Here is a 23,559-nt window from a genome sequence, read left to right as displayed (position 1 = left end):
AAACTGGCAGACTGCGAAATTTACCCGCAGACAATAACGGTTACGCTCTGGCGGCCTAAGGGCCGCTAGCGTCCCGCCGCTGCTCGCCCATGGCAGCGGGTCGGGGCGTCATTTAGTGGGCTAGGGACCCGCAGTTCACCGGCTGGGCGGTTTACCGAAACTTCAGCCGGCTGGCGTCAGGAAAGCCCGTCTGTGGGCGCTCCGGGCGCGAGCTAGAATTCGCAGACTAAGCGTGTAGTGGCCGTCGCCGGAAGGCCTTCGGACGGGGGTTCAATTCCCCCCGCCTCCACCACTTTTTTGGTGCTCGCGTCAGCCGGATTTTTCAGTCATCTGAGAACTCCATCATGTTTTCGAGCAGCCGCCACAGGTGATACTCTGTGCGAACCATGGAACTGCCAGTAATTCTCAACGCCGGGCAGGACGGGTACATAGTCGCGGAGTGTCCGGTGATTCCCGGCTGTATCAGCCAAGGTCGCACACGAAGCGAAGCCCTCCGTAATGTGCGGGAAGCGATCGAGCTGTGCCTCGAAAGCCGCGCGGAAGAAGGATGGGAACTGGCATCTCACTACGACGTCGCACGGATCAGAATCGCCAATGCTAGCGCAACGGCCAGACTAGCGAGGCCTGCGCGACACGTCCGCGGTGTCGCTACAAGAAAAGCCCCTACCTTCGGACAAGTCATTCGCGAGCGCAGAAGGCAACTCGACCTTACCAAGGATGAAGTAGCCCGCCGCCTGAAGACCTCCACGAACTATGTCGGCCATCTGGAGTCAGGCAAACGCCATCCTTCCGACAAGATCGTAGTGCGTCTTGCGGAAGTGCTTGGTCTCGATCGTCGCGAACTCTTCTTCCTTGCGAATCCTCGCGCACGGGCTCTGTTAACTCCGGAGGATCTCGCCGAGACCGAAAAGGTCCTCTCCAATGCCGATTCTGCTTGGAAGGACTTTCGGAAAAAGATAGCGACAGCGCTGTCTCCTAGACCAAAACCTGCTCATCCGTAAACCCAAGAGTGATCCCGCTACCCGTCATTTCAGGCGGAGAATGCATCGCCGCTCTGACGAAGATGGGGTATCGACAGGCGCGTCAGAGAGGAAGTCACGTGCGGTTAGTGTGCCCGAATCGAAATCCCGTAACCGTGCCGCTTCATCGAGAACTCGACCGAGGGACGCTACGAGCGATTCTCCGGACTGTTGAAATAGGAGCCGGCGAATTCCTTGCGCTTCTGAAAAAGTAATTAGTTAGCGCGGGCGGTTCAGGAGGGCTTGCAGGCGTTCGATTTTTACCGGCTTGGTCAGGTGTTCGTCGAAGCCGGCTGAGAGGGCCCGCTGTTTGTCGGTTTCCTGGCCGTAGCCGGTCAGAGCCACGAGCTTCATGGTCTTTGCGTTCGGGAGCATCCGGATGCGACGCGCTACCTCGTATCCGTCGATGCCCGGCAGTCCAATATCCACCAGCCCGATGTCGAATGAGTCATCGCGGACCGCGTCGATCGCGGCCAATCCGTCGGCAACGATGGTGGCCTGGTGTCCGAACAGCTCGATCAACATCGTCAGCGCTTCGGCCGCGTCGTAGTTGTCCTCGACGATCACGACGCGCAAATCGCCCTGCGCCTTGCTGTCGATCGCGGTCGCGTTCGTTTGGGGGCGGGCGGTTGCCGAGACTGGCAGGCGAACCTCGAATTCACTGCCCATCCCGGGTCCTGCGCTATGCGCCTGAACGCTGCCGCCGTGCATCTCGACCAGACGCTTGACCAGGGTCAGTCCGATGCCCAATCCGCCGTGCGAGCGGTCAAGCGGGCGCTCGGCCTGCGTGAAGAGATCGAATACGTGAGGCAGGAGGTCGCGCGAGATGCCGATGCCGGAATCACACACGCGCAAGACGACCTCCTGGTCGGTGCGCTCGGCCAGCACGTCGATACGGCCGCCGGGCGGTGTGAACTTCGCGGCGTTGTGCATGAGATTGGTGATCACCTGGCGCATGCGTGCCGGGTCGGCCTCGATCATTGCTTCGTCAGCGACCGACGATATTCTAACCGACAACTGATGCTGACCGGGTTCGACCAGACATTGCGCTTCTTCGACCGCCTGCTTGACGATGCTTCCGACTTTGATCGCTTCCTTCTTGAGAGCGATCCTGCCCTGCGTAATTCGTCCGACGTCGAGCAAGTCGTCGACCAGGCCTGCGAGCTGATCAGTCTGGCGGCGCGCGATGATCAGGGCGCGATCGCGGCGGCTGTGGTCCAGCTGCGCAGTTGCGATAGCGTCCAGTACCGCGGATAGGGGGTTGCGAAGCTCATGACCCAGCATCGCGAGGAATTCGTTCTTGCGCTGATCGGCCTGCGCGAGTTCGGCGAGCCTGACCTTGAGTTCCCGTTCCAATTCCACGCGTTCGGTCACGTCGCGGATGAAGCATCGCGTGTAGACGAACCTGCTGTCTACCCATCGTCCGCTCGAATGGATAAGGACATGCTTGATCGATCCGTCTTTGCATCGCAGCGCCGCCTGGAAGTCGTAGATGACCTCGCCCCGCATCAGCCGGTTCCAGAATTCGTCGAACCGATTGCGCTCGACGTAAAAATCAGAGAGATGACGCCCGATGTATTCGGCGGCGGAGTAGCCGAGCAGTTTCAGTTGGGCAGGATTTGCCCACAGAATTTTGCCGTCGGGACCGACCTGGTGGAGACCTTCGAGCGCATTCTCGATGAAATCCGAAAGCTCCTTCTGGCGCAGATGAAGCGACTTTTCAGCTTCCTTGCGTCCGGCTTTTTCGGCGTCAAGCACGCGGGCTTTTTGTTGCAGTAGGCTGATCGCGCGAAAACGTTCGGCTTCGGTTGGCAGCGCGCTATAACTCTCAGCGGGCAGGACCGGAGTGTGATTCGCGCATACTTTGAGAAACAGCGACGCATCGGCGTCGGAGCCAAAGCTGTGAAGAGGATACGCGCAGCACAGCGAAAGCGCGTGCGTCTTCATGAACGTGTTCCACATTTCCTCGAGGCGGACGGCAGCCTGCCGGTTTCCGTCAGCCCACAGAAGCGCAACCATCTCGCCGAATACGCGGAGGTCGCGCGGCTTGGTCACGCAGGCGATAACGCTCTCGATGGCTCGAGTGAACAAGGGCTCATCGGGCCACTCGTCGACCATGAAGGTGGAAAGCGTCTGGGAGGTATCGCGGCAGACGAAGCGACCCTCTTTGCGAAGTTTGTCGAGATCGACGCCTTGGGCTGCGAGACGTTGCTCGAGGCTGATGCGGTGCGAGTCAGTGCCGACGTACACGCAACTGTCACCGACGCTGAGGCCGTCGGCGAACCAATGCGTCAGTGAATCGATTAGGAAGCCGTCGTCTTCGTAGAATTGAACCAGATGCGAGTGAGGATTGACGTCCGCCCACGCGCCCGGAGCCGCAAATGAGGCAGAAAACGAAGCTGCGAATGAAGCCGCTTTGAGGCTGAGCTCGGATTCATTCGTGCCCACTCAGTAACTCCGCAGTTTTGCGAGCTTAAGCATACCCTCCAGCGAGCGACTCTCCGAATACGCGATTTTGCTTTGAGAAAGACGCAAACTATGAGCCAGAGACGAAAATGTAGCAAAATCGTCGGTTTTTTGGCCAGATACGCATAGGCGCGTGCGTAATCAGAAACATTTACCGTAGAAACATTAAGGTCTGCACGTGCTTTTAGGCGATGGCATACGGCAACCTATGCGTCCTCCCGGAAGGACAACCTATTGAAGCATCACAGTTAGGTCGCTCTAAATCGACCCACAATGCGTGCTCTCTTCTTCTGTCATCCAGTTTTTGTGGCATCCTGAGCGCAGCGAAGGAACCGGTAGTGAATCGTAGCAGCGCATTTTCGTATCTCTGCAATGCGTGCGGGTTTTGTTGCCACAACAAGGTCATTACACTGTCGCCTTACGATGTGATTCGACTGGCGCGGGCTGCGGGAGCATCGACGCGCGAGGCGATCGATCGCTTTACGATTCGGAGAGGCTCGATTCTGAAGTTCTACGATGGCGGTGCATGCGTTGCGCTTGAGGGCACGCGTTGCGGGGTCCATCGTGGACGGCCGCTCGCTTGCCGATTGTACCCTATTGGGATCGAGCACATTGAAGCTGCCATCAGTGAGAAATTCGTTAGGCTGGAACCTGCAGAGGGATCGCTAGGCGTTTATGGCGTCGACGGCAACGTCGATAACTTCCTCGCGGCGCAGGGTGTCGATGAGTACCTCGCGGCGAACGCGCGCTATGCGTGGTTGCTCGCTGTTTTTCGTGAGCGCATCGGGGCGACCGTCGATTTGGATCGAGTCGAGCCGCGCGAGTTCTGGCGGCGCGCCGTTCGCGAGGCGTTGGCTGAGTCCAACTACGATGCGAATCCATTGATCGATGCGATGTTCGACGCGGGTGGAATTCCCGGCATCGACGAAGAAGAGATCGTCACCGCTCATATTCAACGACTCGCGGAGTTGATTCGATGCGAGTCGAATGCGGAGATACTTGCGGCGGCGGCTGTGATGCTCGCTGTGAGCCTGGGATATTCGCCGGCCGAGGTGCAGTGAGCCTTCGTTAGTTGGAGGCTGGGGCCGCCGGGACGGCGGGGGCGGGTTGCGCTGGAGCAGGAGGGTTGTTCGCGCCGAGGTCGCTCAGGATTTCTGTTGCGTGCGTGGACGGATCGACGCTCGGGTACACTTTGATGATCTTGCCGTTCTCGTCGATGACGTAGGTGATGCGGCGGTCGAGGCCGAGGATCGGAATGCCGTTGGCTGCGCCGTAGGCGGTTGCGATCTTCTTGTCGGGATCGAGCAGCAATGGGAACGGCAAGCCGTTCTTGCGAATGAAATCCTTGTGCGCGTCCGCAGAGTCGACGCTGCATCCGAGCACCACCAGCCCGGCGTTGGTGAAGCGCGCGTAGCCGTCGCGGAACGCACACGCCTCTTTGGTGCATCCCGAGGTTTCATCCTTGGGATAGAAATAGAGGATGACTTTTCGGCCGTGGTAGTCGGCGAGCGCCATTGGACCTACTTGCTCGCCGGTTACCATCTGAGTGGTGAACGGTGGCGCGATTTCTCCTTCCTTAAGGAGTTCGGCGCGCGCGAGTCGTGGGCGTATCGCGACTGCGACCATGATTGCGGCGATTGCGATTAGTCCGATGGTGATCATTTTCATTCGAGTTCTTCCCCGTTTGGATACTAACCTATCGCGAGGTTGGAAGGTTCCCCGAAAAACACGCAGCGCGATGACACCTCGCAACCCAACCCCTACCCCCTTCCCGAGCGGGAAGGGGGACCAGAGAAATACCTAGATGTAGTAGAGCCAGTCGCGGTAGCGCGGTTCGCGGCCGTGCAGCGTTGCGTGGAACACTTGCTGCACTTTGGCCGTGATTGGGCCGGGCTTGCCGGGGCCTATTTTGCGATCGTCCAGCTCGACGACCGGAGTCACCTCGGCGGCGGTGCCGGTCATGAACGCTTCGTCGGCGATGTAGAATGCGTCGCGGGCGAAATATTCCTCGCGCACCTCGACCGCGTTGTCGCGCAGGATCTTAATGACGGCGTCGCGCGTGATTCCCGCCAGCACGGACGTAAGTGGCGGCGTGCGCACGACTCCGTCGCGCACCACGAAAACATTCTCGCCACTGCCCTCCGCGACGAAGCCCTCGGTGTTGAGCAGGAGCGCTTCGTCGTAGCCGTTGCGGCGGGCCTCGTAGCCGGCGAGGATCGAGTTGACGTAATGACCGGTGGCTTTGGCGGCCGGCATCATCGAGTTGTGATGGAACCTCACGAACGACGACGTCTTGAGGCGCACGCCCTTGTCGACGCCGTCCTCGCCGAGATATGCGCCCCACGGCCACGCGGCGATCGAGACGCGAATCTTGTTGCCGCGCGCCGACAGGCCCATCTCACCTTCGCCGAAGAACACCAGCGGCCGGATGTAGCATTCGGCGAACTTGTTGATCCGCACGACGTCGGCACATGCCTTGAGCAACTCCTCCTGGCTGTACGGGACTTCCATCTCGACGATGTGGCCGGAGTCGATGAGGCGGCGGATATGTTCGCGGGCGCGAAAGATTGCCGAGCGGCCGTCGTCGCTCTTGTAGCATCGCATCCCTTCGAAGACCCCGAGGCCGTAGTGCAGGCTGTGGGTCAAAACGTGGACGGTGGCCTCGTCGAAGGGGACCATTACGCCGTCCATCCAGATTCGATCCGAGCGGAGATTGTTCGCGGGCATAGTGGAGTCAAAAGTAGTCGAAGGTGACTGGTTAGTCGATGGGGCAGAAGAACCTAACCCCTAACCCCTAGTGGGAAGGGGGACGGAATGTGGGGCTTCCCAAGCGGGAAGGGGAACTAGAGTACAATGGTTAGTCGCGGCGCGTGGGGTCTGGCGATACGCTCGCGCCGTTCAGGTCGCCTGCGGCGATAGGTGCGACGCCGTGGCGCGAGCGGCGGCGACGACGACGGCGTCGTCGTCGAGTACTGGCGGGGGGCTGTACGCCGTTTATCGGGGATGCGGCCTGGCTTGCGGTGAAAGCGTCGGGGTCGGCGAGGAAGCGAATCGTGCGGGTCGCATCGATCGAGTAGGTCGGCGCGCTCATCTCGAAGAACATCCGGGCATCGGGAAAGTACGGCCGGCGCATCAGGCGCCGCGTGCGACGGGTGGGCGCGGCGAGATTCTGGAACGCCTCGAGGATGAGGCGCATCTGCTCGGTGTCGCCGCGCGCGAAGCCGCGTCCTCGGAGTTCGCCCAGGATGTCGACCCGGCGCGGATCGCCGCGCTCGCGCCGGTGCTCGTCGCGGTACAAGTCGAGCATCAGTGCGGCGAGCACGATCGAATGGTCGGGCGAGAGTCCGCTTCCGATGGCGCGGCCGAGCGCGGCCATGTTGCGGACGGCGGGCTGCTCTGCGAGCGTGGCGCCGCGCGATTTCAGATGTCTCGCGAGCACCGGGATTACGTGCTCGAGCAATCCCAGCTCTTCCATCAGGACGAGCGCGTGCGCGGCCTCGGGCTGGCCGAGCGTTTTATAAGTTTCATCGACCAGGCGCGGCACGCTGGCCTTGTCGAGATCGGCGCGATGACGCCCGATGGCGGCGCGCGTGGCAGGCTCGATTTCGAAGCCGAGCTTGGCGGCGAATCGCACCGCACGCATCATGCGCACCGGATCCTCGCGCATCCGCAGCTCGGGATCACCGATCGTGCGGATCAAGCGCGCCTCGAGATCGTCAACTCCACCCGGAAAATCGATTACCTCAAAAGTTTGCGGACTGTAGAACAGTGCGTTGACGGTGAAGTCGCGGCGAAACGCGTCTTCCTCCGGCGTGCCGAAAGTGTTGTCGAGACGGATCAGCGGATCGTCGGTATCGGCGACGGCCTCGGCCTGTTTGCGGAAGGTGGCGACCTCGACGTTCTGGCGGCCGAAGAAAACGTGAACCAGGCGGAAGCGCCGGCCTATCATGCGCGAGTTGCGGAACAGGTCGCGCACCTGCTGCGGATGGGCCGAAGTGGCGACGTCGAAATCCTTGGGCTTGCGCGAGAGCATCAGGTCGCGCACGCCACCGCCGACCAGGTATGCGTCGAAGCCGGCGCCTGCCAGGCGATAGAGCACCTTGAGGACGTTGGCGTCGATATCGCGGCGTGAGATCGGATGCTCGGCGCGGGGTAATATGCGGGGTTCCACTTGCCTTGCCCTTGCCCGAAATTCGTCCAAACCTAGCACGATGGCGCGCAGGCTTCATCGCCCCGCAACACCGAAAAAACTGCATTGAACCGCGTTTACCCTGCCCCCGAATCGCGAAAAGAGTTACGCTAATGAAAGAGCCAAAGGAGACCTCAACATGGATCAATTTATCACCGACGTGAAAAAGCTCCGGGACAACGCCCGCAAAAACATGGAAAAAGGCGCCGTCACAGACAGCTACAAGGCAGACGTCAAGCAGGTACTGAAGGTACTCAACGACGTGCTCGCGACCGAGTTGGTCTGCGTGCTGCGCTACAAGCGCCACTATTACATGGCGCAGGGCATCAACTCCGATTCGGTCAAGGAAGAATTTCTGCAGCACGCCAACGAAGAGCAGCAGCATGCGGATTGGGTCGCGGAGCGCATCACGCAACTCGGCGGCGAGCCAGACTTCAGACCCACGACACTCGCGGACCGCTCAGCCTCGGAGTATGCCGAAGGCAAGTCGCTGGTCGATATGATCAAGGAAGACCTGATCGCCGAGCGGGTCGCGATCCAACACTATTCAGACGTCATCCGATGGCTGGGCGACAGCGATCCCACCACCAAGATATTGATCGAGCAGATCAACAAGGTGGAAGAGGAGCACGCCAACGACATGTTGGACCTGCTCACCAAGATGGGCTGACGATCTGCGACGATGATAGGGACGCGGCTGATGCTTGTGCAGCCGCGTCTCTAATGCCCGCCATTGCGATGCGCTCTCTCGCGTCCGCTCTCAGCGCCCACGGCCGCAGAAAATCTATTGACTCGGTCGCTGTGCGTGCAATATTTGGTAGCCTGAAAGCGCGCGGGGCATCACGCTTCGCCATCGTGTTACCGGAGTCTTGCCACGATGAAGTCCGCACGCGTCGTTCCCTCTTTTCTGCTTGCAGCAACAGCGGTAGCCGTCTGCTTCAGTTTGGCTAGTGCGCAAGGGCCGGGTCCGATCGCCGATCCCAAGTCCACCAACCAGGTCGGCTTCCCGGCGACTCTCTATTCGTGGGTGATTCCGCCGGACAACGAGCAGACGCCGGCGAAGATCGCGCTCGGCAAGGCGCTGTTTTTTGAAGACGCGCTGTCTGCCGACGGCAAGATCTCGTGCGATCACTGCCACTCGCCTGCCAAGGGCTTCACCGATCAGCTGCCGACCTCGATGGGTATCCACGCGCAGTTCGGCCAGCGCAACGCACCGACAATCCTCAACGCGCTGTTCAATGTGACCCAGTTCTGGGATGGACGCTCACCGACGCTCGAAGCGCAGATCGAGGGCCCAGTTACCAATCCGGTCGAGATGGGCATGAAATCGACCGACGATGCGGTGGCGGCTATCAAGGCGATTCCCCAATATCAGAAGCAATTCCAGGAAGTCTTCGGGCGCGACGTCAACTTTGCCGATATGGAGCGCGCGATCGCGGCTTACGAGCGCACGCAGCTCTCGTTCGACTCGCCGTTCGACAAATTCATCAACGGCGATCAGAGCGCGATCAGCGATTCCGCCAAGCGTGGATGGTCGATATTCAACGGCAAGGGCCGATGCATGTCGTGTCACGGATGGAATCCGACATCGCCACTGTTCACCGATCAGAAGTTCCACAACATCGGAGTGTCCGCCCATAAGGCCGACTTCGTGCCGCTCGCGCGCAAGGCGCTCGTCATGCTCAGCACGAGTGGCGGTGGCTCCGAAGCGATCGATAAGCTGGCGATTGGGACCGACATGAGCGGGCTCGGGCGATTCCTGGTGACCAAGCAGCCGCATGACATCGGCGGATTCCGCACGATGAGTTTGCGCAACCTGCTGGTCACGGAGCCGTACTTCCACGACGGATCGCAGGCGACGCTGTGGGACACGATCGATCATTACAATAAGGGCGGAGTACAGAACCCGTACCTCGACGGCGGCATCACCCCGCTCGGACTCACCGAAGCGGAAGAGGATGACCTGGTCAATTTTCTCGCGACCCTGACCAGTCCCGAATATGCCGACGACGCGAAGCAGGAGTATGACCTGCAGTTCAAACGATCGCGCACGGACCGGCCGCAGCGCGACGAGGCCGCGGCCAACGGCGACAAAGGTCGAGGTCCGGGATTGGCGGGACCGTTTGGCGATATTGGACCACCGCAGGATCTCGAAAATCCGGCGCTGCTCGGTGGCGATTAACCTGATGAAAGAAAAAAGGCAGGCGGGCGATGGCTGCTCGGCATAAGAGCGTCGAAACGAAATACATGGAAGAGCGCGACGCGGTCCTGCGCGGACTGCGCGGCCTCGACCGGCGCACCTTCCTGAAAGTGCTGGCGGCGTCGGCGGGCGCCGTGATGGCGAAGAGCCTGATGCCGCCGCATACGTTTCAGCTGGTCGAGGTTGCCAACGCGGCGCCCGACAAGACCGCGGAAGCGACCGGGATGGCGGGCCAGCCGCCGTTCACCTTCGCCTACATCTCGGACACTCATCTATATCCGCGCACGCTCAACCAGCGCTTCGTGCGCGGAGCGGTCAAGGCGGTCGAAGACGTCAATGCACTCGATCCGCAGCCGGACTTTGTCCTGTTCGGCGGCGATCTGGCGCAGCTCGGGCGTCACGAGGAGCTCGAACTAGGCAGACAGATCCTCGCCGAGCTGAAGGCGCCGGTGAAAATGATGGTCGGCGAGCACGACTGGTTCTACGACCTGGGCGAAGCGTGGCAGGACATGTTCGGGCCGCCCAACTACTCGTTCGACTGGAAGGGCGTGCACGTCGTGGTGCTGATGAGCGTGCATGAGAAAGATTTCTGGACGGCGCGCAAAATGACGCCGGCCGAGCGCATGCAAACCGTCGCGGGTCTCGACAACGGAATCCAGTCACGCTTCGAGGTCGGCGACGAAGAGCGCAAGTGGCTGTCCGACGACCTCGCCAAAGTGCCGCACACGACGCCGCTCTTGGTCTTCTCGCATTCGCCGCTCTACAAATACTACCGCAACTGGAATTTCTGGACTGAAGATGCCGAGCAGGTGCAGGCGATTCTGAAGCCGTACAAGCACGTGACGGTGATCCACGGCCATACGCATCAAATGCTCTATAACCAGATCGCGAACATCAGTTTCTACGGGATGCTCTCGACGGCATGGCCGTGGCCGTACGCACCAACTGGGTTGCCGCCGCTGACGGTTCAGATGAACCGTGCAGATCCGTTCGATCAGTTCGACGGGCTTGGCGACGGTCAATTCAATGTGCGTCCCGACGGATTGGCCGACAAGATTTACAACCTGTGGGATCGCAACCCGGTGTCGGTCAAGGCCGATTACCTGATTTCGCACGGCAAGGTCGCGCGGCCGCCCGCGCCGCAATTCGCAAGCTACTGAGGCACGAGGTCCTTCGAGGCGAGCATGATCCGACGATCAATCGCATTGGCAACTGCCGCGGGATGTGCGGCCATCGCCGCGGCCGTCGCGTACGCGCCGCGGATTCGCGCGCAGCAGGCGCCGTCGACACCAATGCCTATCCATCAGGTGCCGCAAGCGAAAGACGGTGGCGTGGTCGTGATGCTATGCGACGGCAAGACCAGCATGGAAGTCAAAGGCCTCAAGACCGGCGAGTCGATGAGTCATGCGCAAGCGGTCGAGGTCACGCGCGAGCTGATGGCGAAGTGGCAGGCCGAGCATCCCGACGAAAAATGGCAGATGGCGCAGACTGACGAGTCCTCACAGCCGGTGCCCGCTCCGTCGGCAGCGTCGGGCGCGAATGTCTCCAAGCCAAGCAGCAACGTCCCGAGCATGGAGAATACCGGGAAGGCGCCCATCAAGGGACAGCAACAGGGCGACACCTACGCCAGCTTCACCGATCGCGACTACAAAATCTGGAAGAACGAGACCGACAACTTCGTCGCGGAAGGGAAAAAGATTTTTCACAGCGACAAGGAACTTGGCGGCACGATTGGCGTGAGCTGCGACATGTGCCATCCGGACGCGTCGAATACGCATCCCGAAACTTATCCGAAGTACCAGGTGCAGCTTCAGAAGGTGGCGCTGCTGCGCGACATGATCGATTGGTGTATCGAGAATCCGGTCAAGGGCAAGGCGCTCGATCCCAACGATCCAAAATTGCGCGCACTCGAAGCGTACATACTTGCCCAGCGCAAAGGCGTCCCGCTCGACTACGGCAAGCACTGATCGCTTGCGACCATTGAGCGCCGCGACGGCGTTGCGCAGATCTTCAATCATCTAAGCCTCGAACATTCGGCGCCGCACGCGTGTCAACGTCGCGGCACTGCTGCTGCTTCTATGGATGGCAACTGACTTTTCCGCAGCCATCCACTCACCCGCTTTATCGACGTTTGACCCGTTTTGCCTCACGGGTAGCTTGATTGCCTGACAGGCACCCTCCTTGCATTCTTGCCTCACAGGTAATTTTCACCCGCTCGCGGGCAACCGGCCAATCGCTCCTCGATGCGTTCGGCGGCTGCTCGACGAAAGTGATTCGGAGGGAATCTCTCTATGAACGCGGAATCTACCGGCTCTCTAAGGAAAGGATGCCTTAACTTCTCGGAGGTCACCTCGCTTGCGATCGCTCTGATCTCGCCGACGATGACCGCGGCGCTGATCATTCCGTTGATGTACAGCAGCGCCGGCAACGCGAGCTGGCTCGCTTACCTGTTCGGCACCGTGATGCTCCTGTTCGTCGCGTTGAATCTCAATCAGTTCGCGCGCCGATCGACGTCAGCCGGCTCGATGTATGCCTACACGGTGATGGGTCTCGGCACGACGGCGGGTGGCATTTCCGGGTGGTGCCTTGCGTGGGCGTATTTGTTTATCGGGACCGCGGGCATGACCGGTTTCACAATCTTCGCCAACACGCTGTGCGGTATGATGGGATTTCAGGTCCCGAACCTGGTGCTGTTTGCGATTTGCGCGGCGGTAATCTGGGTTCTGGCTTACAAGGACATCCAGCTTTCGAGCATCCTGATGCTCTTCCTCGAGGGCGCATCGGTCGCGCTGATCCTCTTGCTGTGCTGGGTCGTGCTTTATCATCACAGCTTCAAATTCGACACTGCACAGCTCAGCCTGAGCGGAGCGTCCTTCTCCGGCATCTCGTTGGGAGTGGTGACCGCGATTTTCAGCCTGGTCGGATTCGAGTGCGCGACCGCCTTCGGTGAGGAAGCCAAAAATCCGCTCAAGACGATCCCTCGCGCGGTCATCTGGAGCCTGATTCTGACAGGGCTGTTCTTCGTCATCGTTACCTACACCGAGGTGCTTGGATTCACCGGCTACAAGACCACGCTCGACAAGGTCGACGCGCCCCTCAACGTGTTGGCCGAATTGGTGAGCATGCCGTGGCTGAAGGCGCCCGTGTCGATCGGCGCAATGGTCAGCTTCTTCTCGCTTGCGCTCTCATGCTTGAACTCCGGCGCACGAATTCTCTACCCGATGGCGCGTCACGGCGTATTCCCGGCGGCGATGGGCAATGCGCATGAGACCAATGAAACTCCCCACGTCGCAGTCACCGTCATGGCGGCACTGATTTTCCTGGTGCCGTCGGTGATGCTGTTGGGGTTCGGAATGCAGATCCTCGACGTCTTCAACGATGCTGGAACTTTCGGCGCCTTTGGCTTCCTGGGCGCATACTTCCTGATTTCGCTGGCGGCGCCGGCGTACTTGAAGAAAGCCGGGATTCTGCGCGGCCGCGACACTGCACTAGCAGTCGCGTCGGTAGCACTCCTGCTGGTCCCTGCGGTAGGAAGCGTGTATCCGGTTCCGTCGTGGCCGGTGAACGTGTTCCCGTATATCTTCGGCGCGTATCTGCTCATCGGGATCGCCTGGATCTTCTCGGTCCACAAGCGCACACCCGGATACTCGGCTGAAGTTACGCGACGCGTGTACAGCGATCACGGCCAGCCGATCGAAGCCGAGGTTAGCGCGATGGAGCCGCAGCGGCAGGCGATTTGAGGAAATAGAACCGGTGTCACCAGAGAAAAATCATAAGTCGATAGGATCAATATTGTCGGTGTGGCGATACCCGGTGAAGTCGATGCTGGGCGAGGAGGTCGAGGCCACACTTGTAACCGAACGCGGACTGCTCGGCGACCGCGCGTACGCGCTGATGGATCGAGAGACCGGGAGAATCGTCAGCTCGAAGAACCCTCGCAGGTGGCCTACCCTGTTCAAGTTCAAAGCTGCGTTGATGGATCTTCCCGACGTGCGCGAACGAGTACCTCCCGTGATGATCGCGCTGCCCAACGGGACGCGCGTGAGCAGCGAACAGGGCGATGTGGATCGGGTCTTGTCCTGTGCGCTCGAACGGGAGGTGTCGCTGCTATCGCAAGTGCCGGAGCGAGCCCAACTCGAGCAATACTGGCCCGATCTGGAAAACCTGGCGCATCGCGAGGCGGTCACTGACGAGGAGATGCCGCCCAACGGTTTTTTCGACGGCGAGGTGATGCATCTCCTGACCACCGCAACCCTGGCCAGACTCCATAGCCTTTATCCTTCGGGAAGCTTCGATCCCCTTCGCTTTCGCCCGAACCTGGTGGTGACTCCCGCTCGCGCCGAGTCGGCATTTGTCGAAGACTCGTGGATCGGACGGACGATCGCGATTGGCGAGCAGGTTCGCCTGCGCATCCTTCGGCCCACCGGACGCTGTGTGATGACCACGCTCGCGCAAGGCGATCTTCCCAAAGACCTCGGCATTCTTCGGACCGCAGTACACGCCAATCGGGCGAAGGTCGGTGTCTACGTGACGGTCGCACATGGAGGCGTCATTCGACGCGATGACCCGGTGACAATCGAATAGAAAAATGGGTTGCCCAGCAGGCAGGATCAGTGTTAATCGACATTGCGATGGCCGCTGGAATAGACCGGCCGCTCGAGCAGATTCTGGTGACGCTGGGCACGCGGCTCAAATCCTTGCGCAGCCAACATGGATGGACGCTCGAGCAGCTGAGCAAACGCACCAAGTTGTCGGAGCCATATCTCTCCCGGCTCGAGGGAGGGACTCGCCAGCCTTCGCTGGCCGCGTTGATCACACTGGGGCAAGTCTACAACATACCGATTCGCACGCTGCTCGATGACGGCGACGAGCAATCGTTGCGATGCGCAGTGATTCGCGCCGGCAGTGCGCTCCCCAGGTCGGCAAACGGACTCAGCTACCGCCCGATTTCCGGGGGCGGCGCGCTCACCAATCTGCAAGCGATCGCAATCGAGATTCCCGCCAACCGGCACTACGAGAAATTCAACCAGCACGAAGGTGAGGAATGGCTCTACGTGCTGTCGGGGCGGGTCAAGCTGGTATTCGAGAGCGAAGAGCATCTGCTGGAGGCCGGCGATGCCGCCCATTTCGACGCCCGCACGCCCCATCGCCTGGCCGCCGACGGCAAGCGCGGCGCAGAGATCCTACTGGTAGCATCGGTGGTGCCGGGCCCATCACTTCCATTGAACCTGATTTAACCGCGTACTGCATTGAGCACTTAGCACCTTATTGGGCACTGCCGGGTTCGGGCGCGAGGGCGATCGCCACCGACTGCGTGAGAGTGATCGCGATTCGGTCGCCGATCTGCACGCCCTGCAACGCTTCCGGATTCGTCACGTGGATGTTTTCGGTTGAGCCGTCTGGAGCTTGCAATGTGACGCGCTGGTCGGCCTGATCGATCGCCGAAACTACTACGACCAGATGCGCCTGCCGCGCGACGACCGCGCCAGGAGTCGCACCCGGATTCGCCGTCCACAATCCTCCCGTCAAAGTAGCGACCGGCGGCTTATCGCTCGGCCCCTTGGCGACGATCGTCACATTTTCCGTAAATCGCGCCACGTAGCGGTCGCCAGCTTTCAAGGACTGAAGGTTGTACGGATTGTTCACGGTGAGGGTGACGTCTTTGCCGCGCGGCCCCTCCAATGTCACCTGCTTGTTTGCCTGATCGACGGAGACAATCTTGCCGTGGACCGTTAAGACGGTCTCGGCGGCAATTCCGGTTACCGGTGCTGCGCTCGCAGGTGCGGCACTCTGGGCCGGAGCACTTTGCGGCGAGCTCTGCGTGCTGGCGCATCCGCTCAGAATAATCGCCAACACCGCTAACACCGAGAATTCAAACCTCGCGCTCTTCTTCATGATGCCGTCATCCCCTTGAAAGTTTGCAAGCTCCGGCATCTTGTATCACCGGCTATCGAAAGGCGACAGGCCGGCGGTCACCGCTATCTAGTCGGGCGTATGCAAAGAGAGTGAGTCTTATTGGCGATGCGGATGGAGACGCAGCAACATCAGCATCAGCATCAGACGATCATTCGGCTTCAGCTGGCGCGCTGTGTTCTCGTCGGCCAGCATGTCGCGTTGTGCGGAATCCCCAAAGGTCTCGAATTCACCTCGCGCATCGCCGCCAATCGAGAATGGTTGCGACGAAGCCACATTCTCGGGTAGCTGGTGCGCAACTGAAAACCGTCTGGTCGAATCGATCGGACTGCTCAGGGAGTGAATATCGAGCGAAACCGGATTGAAAGCATCAACCTCAAAAGGGCTTATCGACAATGGCTGAAACTGCGCCAATAACAAATTGTTGAGGAAACCGCTCGATTCCAGGACCAGCAGGAGTATCGACGCTCCGAGGATAGCAGTCCATGCAACCGTCGCCGCGTGCCAGTCGCGCGCGCCGATGCTGACTGAGGGCAAGTGCGCTTGCAGTTTCATCGCGGGCCGCATGTGATCGAGCAAGTCCCATACCTACATTCGGTAGTGTTATCTGGTAGTTCGGTATAGCAAGGCTTGCGAGCTTTACGCTTCGCTTGAGGTTCGATTTCGAGTCAGCGCGGGCGGTAGTAGAGCCAGACGCGTTCTGAGATTGCGGCGATGTAGAACAGCGCGATCAGCGGAGCGAGGTCGCCCACGATTGTGCCGGGGAATGCAGGTGGCGGTGCAATTGCGAGCGCGATCACGAGTGCGTAGTTGATGATGCCGCCCCAATGCCCGAGACGGCTTCTGATCGGGCCGGTCGCGGGCTGACCTATAAGGAGGGAATCGATCGCGTACTGACCGAACGACAGCGCGACGAGGATCGGGATGCACAACGGTATCGCTCGCGCCGCCGCTTGGCAGAAGAGAGCAGCCAGCACGAAGGTCACGTCCGCGATTCCGTCCAGCCATCGCCCGCTGCCACTCGCGACTCCGAGCCGTCGCGCGATTCGCCCGTCGATGAAATCGCTGCCCGCGGCGACGATCGCGACAATCGCGAATGCCAACCTTCCTTCATGCCCGTGCGCGGCCAGTTGGATCCAGATTGCTGCCAGCGCGAATCTGATTGCGCTCAGGCCGTTGGGTATCTGCGCGAGAATCAGATTGCTGGGAGCGTCGCGTTTCACTTCGCTCGCCATGGCCGAATGCTCTACAATTGAACTCTTATGCTTGGAAAAACTTCCCGCACGATTCAGATCGTCAGCCACGGCCCCTCATGCCTCGACGGTGTGATGGCAGCGGCGGCGGTGGCGCGCTTTTACGATGGCCATAAAGTCTTCACGACCTTGGCCGGCAACAACGAGGCCGACCATACAATCGGGAATCTCGCGCTCAGGTCCGAAGATAACAACGATGAAATCTGGATCACCGATTTATCCTGGAACTCACCGGCGACCGGCGCGCATCTGACCGAGCTGAGCGAGCGGGGCACGCAGATTTACTGGATCGATCATCATCGGACCGCAGTCTCCCGCGCCGATGCCGCGGAGTTCAAGGTGCCCTTCGCGGGCAAAGTTCTGAGCGAACAATACTCGGCGGCGCGGCTGACATTCAATTTTCTGAAGGAATTGGGGCGCGATCTTTCCGAGGAGCAGCGCGCTGAGTTTGACGCCTTCGAGCCGTTCGTGATGATCGCCGACGATCACGATCGCTGGGTCCACCAGATTCCCGAATCGTCCCAATGGGCGCTCGCCGTGCAGACCCTGGGTGGAACGGCGTCGTATCGCGAGATTCTGAAACTGCGGGAGCCGCGGATGAGCCGCAAGCTGCGCGCCGCATTCGAGTCGGGTCAGGATGCGATGCGCCGCAGCCTCGAGTTGGCGCAGGCGACGATGGTCGATCGCAAGCTCGACAATGGCAACACGCTGCGGACGGCGTGTTGCTTCGGCTATAGCAGCGAAGTCGCGGCGCATCTCTACAAGGGGCAGACGCGCACCGTGGTCGCGCTGTTCGACTTGCGCAGCCAAGGCGTCAGCCTCCGGCGCAGCTCCGACAGCGACGTCGATTTGTCAGTCCTCGCGCAACATTTTGGCGGCGGAGGCCATGCAGCGGCGTCAGGCTTGATGATTCCCGATCTGCGCCGCGTACCGGCCGAGCGGTTGGCCGAAATTCTGGGCGATCAGCTCGAAAAGCCAGCGCCCTGAACTGACGCGCCAGCCTCTCCACACAGACTTCCCTCGGATTTCTCGATCGGCATTCCCCTTGCGTCAAATTTGGCTATTTGCCTAGACTGACCGTACGTTCATTTGACTGACTGTCCAGTTCGCTATGACCAAAGAAGAGGTAATCAAGGAATATCGCGTGCGCGAAATCCTCGAAGCCGCACGCCGCGTGATGGCTCGATACGGTATGCAGGGCACTACCGTCGATCGCGTCGCCGAGGAAGCGAAGGTCGCCAAGGGCACTATCTACCTATACTTCGACACCAAGGACGAGCTGGTGCATGCCGCCGTGCTCGAGGGTCTGCGCGAGATGGTGGCGGAGACGGTGGCGTCGGACGAACCGTCGATACCGCCGCTCGAGCGAATCCGCAAACTCATTCTGGCGCAGTTCCGAATCCAGGCGTCGAACCAGGATTTTCTGAAGACGCTGATTATCGGCAACTCGCTCGATATGGGGCTCGAATCGGAGGCTGGCCGCGAGTACATGCGGGTCTACGCCGGACACCTCGATTTCATGGCGTCGGTGCTGCAGGACGCGATCGATCGCGGCGCAATCCGGCGGATCGATCCGCACTTCGCGGCGTTCATGCTCGGCGAGATACTGACCGGTTCGTTGCGGCGTCGGCTGCTCAAGCTGGCGTCGAGTCCGATCGAGTCGGACGCGGAAGCGGTCGTGGAACTTTTCCTCAAGGGCATCGTGGCAGTTCCATGAAGCCGTTTTTGCCCATCGGAGTTCTCTCCTTGCTGGCAGCGTTCGCGCTTGCCGGATGCCATCAGCCAGCTGCGGCCGAGGTCGATAGCAAGACGGGGCCGGCGCCGATTGCGATCGCGGTTGCCGCGGCGCATCAGCAGAGCCTCGATCGCACCGCTGAGATGCAAGGCGCGTTGTTTCCGCGCGAGCATGCGGTGATGTCGTCGGAGGTCGAGGGCCGGGTGACGGAAGTAGTCGCGGACTTTGGCGACAAGGTCGCGGCCGGACAGGTGATGCTGAAGATCAATCCGCGCGAATACCAACTGCGGGTCGAGACCGCACAGGCTGCCCTCGACCAGGCGCGCGCGAAGCTCGCGAATTCGACGGCGCGTTACAATCGCGCGCAGACCCTGAAGCAAGCAGCGGCTATTTCGTCGGAGCAGTTCGATCAGTTTGCGTCACAAATGCGCGTCGACCAGGCGGACACCGAGTCGGCGGATGAAGCGCTCGCGATGGCGCGCAAGAAGCTCGGCGACACCGAAATCAAGGCGCCGTTCAGCGGCTCGGTGCAGAAGCGGATGGTCTCGCTCGGCGAGTACGTCGCGCCCGGCAAAGAAATTTACGAGCTGATCGCGACCGACCCAATCAAGTTGCGCTGCCCGATGCCGGAGCGACTCGTCCCGCTGGCGCGCGTCGGCATGCCGGTGAAGTTGGCGATCGACGCTGACCAGGGGACTTCGTACACCGGGAAGATCACGCGCATCGCGCCGGCACTCGATGAAAGCAGTCGGACCCTGCTGATCGAGGCCGAAGTCGCCAACCCCGACGGCGCCCTGAAGCCTGGATTCTTCGCGCACGTGACGATGGATCTGGGCCACGATCGCGCGCTGTTCGTGCCGACCGCCGCGGTGCTTCGCTATGCGGGCGTCGCGCGCGTGTTCATCGTCGATCAAGGCGTAGTGCGCGCGCGCGAGGTGACCACCGGCAGCGTGGTTGGCGACCAGACTGAGATCACCGGCGGACTGAAGGAGGGCGATCACGTTGCGGTGAGCGATGTCGATCGCCTGGCCGATGGCACCGCGGTTATCGCGAAGGAGCAGTCGTGATTCTCGCCGACCTGTGCGTGCGCCGCCCCGTCTTCGCGACGATGTTCGTCGGCGTGCTGGTCGTGCTCGGCTGGTTTTCCTACATGCGCCTCGGCGTCGATCTGTTTCCGCGCGTCGACGTGCCGACGGTGATGGTCACGACCTTCCTGCCCGGCGCCGCGCCTGAAGAAACCGAAGCGCGCGTCACCAAGCCGATCGAGGAAGCAGTGAACACCGTCAGCGGGATCGACGAGATGCGATCGAACACGCTCGAAGGCGTCTCCCGGATCATCATCCAGTTCAAGCTCGAACGCGACCTCGACGCCGCCGTGCAGGACGTGCGCGACAAGATCGGTACAGTGCTCGATCAACTGCCCGACGGCACCAAGCCACCGCTGGTGCAAAAGTTCGACCTCGACGCTGTCCCGGTCGTGACGATCACGGTCACAGGCTACCAGAGCCTGAAAGAACTCACCGAGCTGGCGCGCCGGCGGCTCAAGGAACCGCTCGAATCGGTCGACGGCGTCGGTTCGATCGACATCGTCGGCGGACGCCAGCGCGAAGTTCACGTCGACGTAGACGCCGACAAACTGCACGCGACCGGGGTGACGATTCAGCAGGTCGGCGCGGCGCTCTCACGGCAAAATGTCGAGTATCCCGGCGGCCGCATGAAGCAGGGGATGTCCGAGGAGATGCTGCGTACGCTCGGCCGAATCACCGAGGTGCCGGATTTCGCCAAGGTGATCGTGAGCGAAGTCGAGGGCCGGCCGGTCACGGTCGGCGACGTCGCGTCGGTCGAGGACAGCGTCAAGGAGCCGCGCTCGCTGTCGCGATGGGACAACAAGAACGCGGTGTCGCTGATCGTGCGCAAGCAATCGGGCGAGAACACGATCGAAATCGTCGACCGCGTCAAAGAGCGCTACGAAGAGATCAAGAGCACGCTGCCGCCGGGCGTCGACGTGATCTTCACGCGCGACGCGTCCAGCTTCATCCGCGCGGCAGTCGAGACCGTGCAGGAGCATCTGGTGCTCGGCGGTATCTGCGCCGCAATCGTGGTGTTCTTTTTTCTTGGATCGATCACCTCGACCCTGATCGCCGCGGTCGCGATTCCCGTTTCAATCATCGCGACTTACTCATTGCTGCTGTGGATGGGTTTCACACTCAACCGCATGACCCTGCTCGCACTAACGCTGGCAGTTGGAATCGTGATCGACGACGCGATCGTGGTGCTCGAAAATATTTTTCGCTTCATCGAAGAAAAGAACATGGACCCGATTTCCGCGGCGAAAGCGGCCACCGCTGAAGTCGGATTGGCCGTCAGCGCGACCACGCTCTCGCTCGCAGTAATTTTCGTGCCCGTCGCGTTCATCCACGGCGTGATGGGCCGCTTTCTGAATTCGTTCGGCTTGACGATGGCGTTCGCGATCATGGTGTCGCTGCTGGTCTCGTTCACGCTGACTCCCATGCTGTGTTCGCGCTACCTGAAACCAAAGGGCCCTGGGGGCGCGAAGCACAATCGCACCAAGGACTGGAAAATTTTCCGCTGGATCGAAGACTACTACGACCTGGCGCTGCGCTGGTCGCTCGACCATCGATGGGTGCTGGTCCTCGTGGCGCTCGCGCTGATCATCTCGATTCCGTTCCTGGGCAAGCTGGTCGGGGCGACGTTCATGCCCGACGACGACTCGAGCGAATTCGCCGTCAGCATCCGCACGCCGCCCGGCTATTCGCTCGCGCATACCGATGAGATAGTCGCGCAAATCGAAGATCGCCTGCGGACGATCCCCGAGGTGCGCGACCTGTTCACCACTGTCGGTGACACCAACGGCGACGATCGCGTGACGGTGGCCGAAGTCGACGCGAAGTTGTTCCCGCTCAACCAGCGCCATCGCAGCCAGGAACTCGTCATGGCCGACGCGCGCAAGTTGATGGACGCGTTTCCGGCACTGCGCGTCAGCGTCGATGCGATCAAGCCGTGGGAGCAGGGCGGCTATCGCGACGTCGCGGTCGAATATGACATGCGCGGCGCAGACCTCGACACGCTGCGAGTCTATGCCGACAACCTGATGACGCGGCTGCGGAAAATTCCGGGCATCGTCGATCTCGATTCGAGCTACGAAGGCGGGCTGCCGGAGTTGCAGGTCAATATCGATCGCGCCAAGTCGGCGGACCTCGGCGTGTCGGTCGACGATATCGCGCAGACGATGCGCACGATGGTGCAGGGCGACGTGATCACGCGGTTTCGCGAGGGCCAGGATACTTATGACGTGCGGCTGCAGTTGGCCGACAAGGATCGCAACAATCCGGTGGTGGTCGCGGGCCTGACGATTCCGTCGAGCAAGGTTGGGCAGGTGCGGCTCGACAACGTCGCCACGCTGACGCACGGGACCGGCCCGGTGCAGATCGACCGGCAGGATCGCCAGCGCAATATTGCGATCGTGTTCAACCTCGCGCCCGGATTCGCGATGAACAAGGTGATGGACGCCGTCACGCGCGAGGTGAATCAGATTCACCTGCCGCCCGGCTACATCACGGAGTTCGGCGGGCAGAGCAAGATTTACGGCGAGATGGTCACCGGCTTCGTGATAGCCTTTCTGCTCTCGATCATCTTCATGTACATGGTGCTGGCGGCGCAGTTCGAGAGCTTCATCCATCCGATCACGATCATGCTGTCGCTGCCGCTTGCGGTGCCGTTCGCGCTGATCTCGCTATTCGTTTTCCGCGAGCACCTGGCGTTGTACTCGACGCTCGGGATTTTGCTGCTCTTCGGCATCGTGAAGAAAAATTCGATCTTGCAACTCGATCAGACCCTCAACCTGATCCGCGCGGGACTGCCGCGCCGCCAGGCAATCCTCACCGCAAATCGCGATCGTCTGCGGCCGATCCTGATGACCACGGCAGCGCTGGTCGCCGGCATGATCCCCGTCGCGATCGGGCAGGGCGCCGGCGACAGCTCGGTCCGCGCAATCGCGCTGGTCGTAATCGGCGGTCAGACACTATGCCTGCTGATCACGCTCCTGTTCACGCCGGTCGCCTTCTCCCTGTTCGACGACATGGAAAACTGGTTCCGCAGCTTCCGCAAGCCAGCCGCGCGCCTCAAGCTGGTCGAACCAAACTACGAAGACGACCTCGAACGCGAAGCAATCGACTAGCCGCTCGCGGGGCTCCGTCTTCAATCCCGCTCCCGCGTTCTGATACTCTCGCGAAATTGTGAGCGCTGGAGACAAAACGACTATGGGCGAAATCGCGATCGTTCTTGCACTCGGACTTGCCGCGGGCATCCTCGGCGGTTTCATCGGCGTCGGCGGCGGCGTCCTGATCGTTCCGGTACTCGTGCTGGCGCTCGGTTTTGATCAGCATCTCGCGGTCGGCACTTCTCTCGGTGCCCTGCTGCCCCCCGTCGGAATCCTCGGCGCGTACGAGTACTACAAGCACGGCCATCTCAACGTCACTTACGCGCTGCTGCTGGGTTTGGGATTGCTGATCGGCGCTTACATCGGCGCTGTGTATGCCGTCAAAATGCCCGCGTCGACTCTTCGTCGCATTTTCGGTGTGTTCCTGCTGCTGACCTCGATTCGGATGCTCTATCAATAAAGTTGGACGCAGCGACTCAAACCGGTGCCGGCTTCGTTGGCGCGAAGCTGTCCGGAGGCCAGAAGCCAGGTCCTGCCGCTCGCGCTGCTCGCTTTGTCAGGATGACAACCGCCTTGCGATTCCGAAATCCAATTACTAAGTTCG

Annotated in this window: 22 protein-coding genes and 1 other RNA gene; 16 read left to right on the top strand and 7 right to left on the bottom strand. The window is 60.8% G+C overall.

What is annotated here, in order from left to right:
• The 3 genes from ssrA to WB650_RS10255 all read left to right on the top strand — a co-directional run.
• Positions 1-292, top strand: a transfer-messenger RNA (tmRNA) gene (gene ssrA / locus WB650_RS10265); the annotation flags it as partial.
• Between the two features lie 94 nt (positions 293-386).
• The gene (locus WB650_RS10260; protein ID WP_422303964.1) at positions 387-1,001 is read left to right on the top strand and encodes a helix-turn-helix domain-containing protein; all 615 of its coding nucleotides are present in this window, start codon (positions 387-389) and stop codon (positions 999-1,001) included.
• A gap of 8 nt (positions 1,002-1,009) precedes the next feature.
• Positions 1,010-1,234: a type II toxin-antitoxin system HicA family toxin gene (locus WB650_RS10255; protein WP_422303963.1), complete on the top strand. Its 225-nt coding sequence runs from the start codon at positions 1,010-1,012 to the stop codon at positions 1,232-1,234.
• Positions 1,235-1,238: 4 nt separating this feature from the next.
• Here the strand turns inward: WB650_RS10255 and WB650_RS10250 are convergent, their stop codons facing one another.
• Positions 1,239-3,467 (bottom strand): ATP-binding protein, encoded by a 2,229-nt coding sequence (locus WB650_RS10250; RefSeq protein ID WP_422303962.1) that lies wholly within the window; start codon positions 3,465-3,467, stop codon positions 1,239-1,241.
• 356 nt (positions 3,468-3,823) lie between these two features.
• Between WB650_RS10250 and WB650_RS10245 the strand changes: the two genes are divergently transcribed.
• Positions 3,824-4,546: a YkgJ family cysteine cluster protein gene (locus tag WB650_RS10245; RefSeq protein WP_422303961.1), complete on the top strand. Its 723-nt coding sequence runs from the start codon at positions 3,824-3,826 to the stop codon at positions 4,544-4,546.
• Between the two features lie 7 nt (positions 4,547-4,553).
• Here WB650_RS10245 and WB650_RS10240 read toward each other — a convergent pair whose 3' ends face one another.
• The 3 genes from WB650_RS10240 to pcnB form a co-directional block, all read right to left on the bottom strand.
• Positions 4,554-5,153 (bottom strand): peroxiredoxin, encoded by a 600-nt coding sequence (locus tag WB650_RS10240; protein WP_422303960.1) that lies wholly within the window; start codon positions 5,151-5,153, stop codon positions 4,554-4,556.
• A gap of 132 nt (positions 5,154-5,285) precedes the next feature.
• The gene (locus WB650_RS10235; protein WP_422295243.1) at positions 5,286-6,212 is read right to left on the bottom strand and encodes a branched-chain amino acid transaminase; all 927 of its coding nucleotides are present in this window, start codon (positions 6,210-6,212) and stop codon (positions 5,286-5,288) included.
• A gap of 130 nt (positions 6,213-6,342) precedes the next feature.
• Positions 6,343-7,656: a polynucleotide adenylyltransferase PcnB gene (gene pcnB, locus WB650_RS10230; protein ID WP_423960336.1), complete on the bottom strand. Its 1,314-nt coding sequence runs from the start codon at positions 7,654-7,656 to the stop codon at positions 6,343-6,345.
• A gap of 157 nt (positions 7,657-7,813) precedes the next feature.
• Between pcnB and WB650_RS10225 the strand changes: the two genes are divergently transcribed.
• From WB650_RS10225 to WB650_RS10195, 7 genes are all read left to right on the top strand, one after another.
• Complete coding sequence (locus WB650_RS10225) at positions 7,814-8,344, top strand: ferritin-like domain-containing protein (protein ID WP_422303340.1); 531 nt, start codon at positions 7,814-7,816, stop codon at positions 8,342-8,344.
• Between the two features lie 207 nt (positions 8,345-8,551).
• Positions 8,552-9,856, top strand: a complete 1,305-nt coding sequence (locus tag WB650_RS10220; RefSeq protein ID WP_423960334.1) for a cytochrome-c peroxidase — start codon at positions 8,552-8,554, stop codon at positions 9,854-9,856.
• Between the two features lie 29 nt (positions 9,857-9,885).
• On the top strand, positions 9,886-11,034 hold the full coding sequence (locus WB650_RS10215; protein WP_422303941.1) for a metallophosphoesterase family protein: 1,149 nt from the start codon (positions 9,886-9,888) through the stop codon (positions 11,032-11,034).
• A gap of 24 nt (positions 11,035-11,058) precedes the next feature.
• Positions 11,059-11,841 carry a c-type cytochrome gene (locus WB650_RS10210; protein ID WP_423960332.1) on the top strand — a complete coding sequence of 261 codons (783 nt, stop codon included), beginning with the start codon at positions 11,059-11,061 and terminating at the stop codon, positions 11,839-11,841.
• Between the two features lie 324 nt (positions 11,842-12,165).
• Positions 12,166-13,614 carry an APC family permease gene (locus WB650_RS10205; protein ID WP_422306321.1) on the top strand — a complete coding sequence of 483 codons (1,449 nt, stop codon included), beginning with the start codon at positions 12,166-12,168 and terminating at the stop codon, positions 13,612-13,614.
• A gap of 58 nt (positions 13,615-13,672) precedes the next feature.
• Entirely contained in the window at positions 13,673-14,458 is a 786-nt protein-coding gene (locus WB650_RS10200; RefSeq protein ID WP_422306325.1) for an MOSC domain-containing protein, read from the top strand.
• A gap of 47 nt (positions 14,459-14,505) precedes the next feature.
• On the top strand, positions 14,506-15,111 hold the full coding sequence (locus WB650_RS10195) for a helix-turn-helix domain-containing protein (RefSeq protein ID WP_423960330.1): 606 nt from the start codon (positions 14,506-14,508) through the stop codon (positions 15,109-15,111).
• A 28-nt stretch (positions 15,112-15,139) separates the two neighbouring features.
• On the opposite strand, the gene WB650_RS10190 is transcribed toward WB650_RS10195, so the two are convergent.
• The 3 genes from WB650_RS10190 to WB650_RS10180 all read right to left on the bottom strand — a co-directional run bounded on the left by WB650_RS10190 (position 15,140) and on the right by WB650_RS10180 (position 17,022).
• Complete coding sequence (locus WB650_RS10190; RefSeq protein ID WP_422306317.1) at positions 15,140-15,808, bottom strand: hypothetical protein; 669 nt, start codon at positions 15,806-15,808, stop codon at positions 15,140-15,142.
• 78 nt (positions 15,809-15,886) lie between these two features.
• The gene (locus tag WB650_RS10185) at positions 15,887-16,342 is read right to left on the bottom strand and encodes a hypothetical protein (protein WP_423960328.1); all 456 of its coding nucleotides are present in this window, start codon (positions 16,340-16,342) and stop codon (positions 15,887-15,889) included.
• A gap of 113 nt (positions 16,343-16,455) precedes the next feature.
• Positions 16,456-17,022 carry a CDP-alcohol phosphatidyltransferase family protein gene (locus WB650_RS10180; protein WP_422306313.1) on the bottom strand — a complete coding sequence of 189 codons (567 nt, stop codon included), beginning with the start codon at positions 17,020-17,022 and terminating at the stop codon, positions 16,456-16,458.
• A gap of 27 nt (positions 17,023-17,049) precedes the next feature.
• On the opposite strand from WB650_RS10180, the gene WB650_RS10175 reads away from it, so the two are divergent.
• From WB650_RS10175 to WB650_RS10155, 5 genes are all read left to right on the top strand, one after another.
• Positions 17,050-18,027, top strand: coding sequence for a hypothetical protein (locus WB650_RS10175; protein WP_423960326.1), 978 nt, complete (start codon positions 17,050-17,052; stop codon positions 18,025-18,027).
• A gap of 124 nt (positions 18,028-18,151) precedes the next feature.
• Positions 18,152-18,757: a TetR/AcrR family transcriptional regulator gene (locus WB650_RS10170; RefSeq protein ID WP_422306309.1), complete on the top strand. Its 606-nt coding sequence runs from the start codon at positions 18,152-18,154 to the stop codon at positions 18,755-18,757.
• Entirely contained in the window at positions 18,754-19,842 is a 1,089-nt protein-coding gene (locus tag WB650_RS10165) for an efflux RND transporter periplasmic adaptor subunit (protein WP_423960324.1), read from the top strand. Before WB650_RS10170 ends, WB650_RS10165 begins: the two co-directional genes overlap by 4 nt.
• Positions 19,839-22,973: an efflux RND transporter permease subunit gene (locus tag WB650_RS10160; protein WP_423960323.1), complete on the top strand. Its 3,135-nt coding sequence runs from the start codon at positions 19,839-19,841 to the stop codon at positions 22,971-22,973. Before WB650_RS10165 ends, WB650_RS10160 begins: the two co-directional genes overlap by 4 nt.
• Before the next feature lie 82 nt (positions 22,974-23,055).
• Positions 23,056-23,415 carry a TSUP family transporter gene (locus WB650_RS10155; RefSeq protein ID WP_422306303.1) on the top strand — a complete coding sequence of 120 codons (360 nt, stop codon included), beginning with the start codon at positions 23,056-23,058 and terminating at the stop codon, positions 23,413-23,415.
• Positions 23,416-23,559: the final 144 nt, after the last annotated feature.

It is taken from the genome of Binatus sp. (SeqCode), from assembly GCF_049584895.1.
Taxonomy (GTDB): domain Bacteria; phylum Desulfobacterota; class Binatia; order Binatales; family Binataceae; genus Binatus.
Note: the sequence above shows the minus strand (reverse complement) of the source record. Positions and strands in the feature narration are given on the sequence as shown.